The sequence below is a fragment of the Psychrobacter sp. genome (genome assembly GCF_035469765.1).
Taxonomy (GTDB): Bacteria; Pseudomonadota; Gammaproteobacteria; order Pseudomonadales; family Moraxellaceae; genus Psychrobacter.
The window spans coordinates 1-2529 of the sequence record NZ_DATIRM010000264.1; the positions used below are offsets into that span (position 1 = coordinate 1).

General features: G+C 42.8%; 3 protein-coding genes. 1 reads left to right on the plus strand and 2 read right to left on the minus strand.

Annotation, left to right across the window (positions count from 1 at the left end):
* A partial coding sequence (locus VLN09_RS07455) for a methyltransferase domain-containing protein (protein ID WP_325245170.1) occupies window positions 1-671 on the plus strand: 671 nt, incomplete at its 5' end.
* A gap of 37 nt (window positions 672-708) precedes the next feature.
* Here the strand turns inward: VLN09_RS07455 and cls are convergent.
* Together cls and VLN09_RS07465 are read right to left on the minus strand one after the other, a co-directional pair.
* A complete protein-coding gene (gene cls / locus VLN09_RS07460) occupies window positions 709-2148 on the minus strand; it encodes a cardiolipin synthase (protein ID WP_325245172.1) in 1440 nt (479 codons plus the stop codon).
* Window positions 2149-2225: 77 nt separating this feature from the next.
* The coding region (locus tag VLN09_RS07465; RefSeq protein WP_325245174.1) for a YdcF family protein at window positions 2226-2529 on the minus strand (304 nt) is incomplete at its 5' end.

Below are 2529 nucleotides of genomic sequence, written 5' to 3' on the forward strand. Positions count from 1 at the left end.
TATTATCGGAACAAACCAACAAGCCAGTCAATTGGCTAGATATTGGTTGCGGCGAAGGCTATTACACCCAAGCAATGGCTCAGACGGGCATGGATACACTCATTGCGGCAGATATCAGCAAACCTGCCGTGGTAGAGCTTGCTAAAGCCAGTAAGACTAAAAATAATCTGTGGTATCAGAAAAAAGTAATGGGTGACTCTAAATCAGTTGATGGCTCTAAGGCAGCAATGATTTATCCATTAGTAACCAGTGCTGCTCATTTGCCATTACGTGCACATAGTATCAATGGGATTAGCAGTATTTTTAGTCCTATTCTGCCAGAAGCGTTTAATGAAGTATTAGGCGATGAGGGCTACTTAATAATAGCCAAGCCCGATGTGGGGCACTTAGCTACGGTGCGTGAGGCGCTATTTGATAATGTTCGCGAACACGATTCTGACAAATTTTTGCAGGAGTTAGAACCTTATTTTACGCTGCTCAATATCTCTCATGTCAGCACTGAGTTAACGTTATCGTTGGAAGATTTGGCTGACTTACTGACTATGACCCCTTATGCATACCGTGCGCATAGCGAAAAAAGACAAGCACTACTAGCAAAAGTTGCAACCGAAACATTTACAACTGAAGCCAAGTTTGTCGTGTATGTTTTGCAAAAAAAAGCGCCTGCATAGGCTGATTAACTGAGCTTAGTAACGTATAAAATTGGATCTATAAAACAGGCCCCATGGTGGCAATAATATTATTCCAAATTCTAGAGGATAGCGGCCAGTTTTTCACCTCTTCACGTGTTACTTCATCTGAGTCAGCGATATATTGATATTGACGCTGCATAATATCTGCCGTCAGCTTTTTATCACTAAAGATAATGTTGTTCTCATAATTCAAGTCAAAGCTACGCAAATCTAAATTGGTCGAGCCAATCAAACCAATCTCACCATCGACCGTTAGGGTTTTGGCGTGTAAAAGCCCTGGTTTGTATTCATAGATTTTTACGCCCGCTTCAAGCAATTGCCAATAATAACTGTGACTGGTCGCAGCGACGATAAAGGAGTCATTTTTTTTAGGGAAAATCATCGTCACTTCAACGCCGCGATAGGCCGTGGCGCACAAAATGCTAACGAGTGAATAATCCGGTACAAAGTAGGGTGTGGAAATAATCAGCGTATGCTGGGCTTGGCTAATCAAAGCACCTAAAAACTGCGATGTGGTACCGTGGCGCTGAGTGGGACCATCTGAAAAAACTTGGGCAGGGAAACCATTAGGCTTTGGCGTGCTGTCATAATAGAAGCTATCGAGCGGTGTATCAGGGTTTTCAATCAACCAATCACTGGCAAATAACATCTGATTTTGCGCAACGATTGGTCCTTCGATACGCAGCATAATATCCACCCACGGGGCATATTTTGGTTTTATCATAAACTCAGGGTCGGCGCAGTTACGACTACCAGCGTAGCCAATTTTGCCATCAATGACAGTAATCTTGCGGTGATTGCGCAGATCAATACGGCTAAATAGTATCACTTTTATAAAGTTAGTCAGTGGTAGAGCGACACTAATTTGTACGCCAGCATGCTTCATTTCTTGCCATATCTTTGAGCTTACCATCTTGCGTGAACCCATGCCATCGACCATCGCTCGACAAGTAACACCGCGCTTTGCTGCTCGGATGAGGGCTTGCGCCGTATCCATACCCATGCCGTCGGCGAGCCAAATGTAATACAGCACATGGATATGGTCTGTTGCAGCATCAAAATCGGCAATCATGCGTCTGCGAGTTTCACTTGCATCTGCCATGAGCTCCGCCTGATTACCCTCCATAGTATGAAAACCAGTGGCATTTGCAGCATATGCAAATGAGGCTTGATAGGTAGGCTTGATCATTTTTTCTAATGTCGTCTCATGACCAAGCACGCTTGGGCTATGAGTATTTAATCGCTTAATGATATCGTCGCGTTTTTGCCCAAAGTCATGACCCAGATGCACTTCACCAAACATCCAGTAAATCAGTACGCCAAAATAAGGCAAAATAAACAGGATAACAATCCATGCCAATCTTGCAGGCGAGGTCAAATCATGACGAGATAAGACCCGTAAAGAAATCAGTATCAGCAAGATAAAATGTATGGTCAACAAGATATCTATGATCATGACAGCGTCCCTTATTATTTATATTCAAATGATAAGTCACTTTCATTCATCACAAAGAGTACAGATATTTCAGTGGTCTAATATTCGCCAAATAACCAGCCGCTAATAAAGGCAAAGTACTCACGAAACCATGCGTTATAGCGTATGGATAGTGGCGTGGAGCTAGCGAGCATTATAGGTTGCAAATAGCCTTGATGCCGAGCGATACTTTCGGCGCGAATAATATGAAAGTCACTGGTTACGATAGCAATTGGCGTGGCAATAGAAATACCTTTTGCTGCTAATATTTCTTGGCTATAAATAAGATTCTCTGCTGTGCTCGTGCTCTTACCTTCTTGCACGATACGTTTAAGAGGTATGTCATACGTTTCATGTAAATAG

What these genes read in the sequence shown, in the direction of transcription:
- cls (WP_325245172.1), bottom strand. Translation starts at nt 2,148, where the DNA reads ATGATCATAGATATCTTGTTGACCATACATTTTATCTTGCTGATACTG.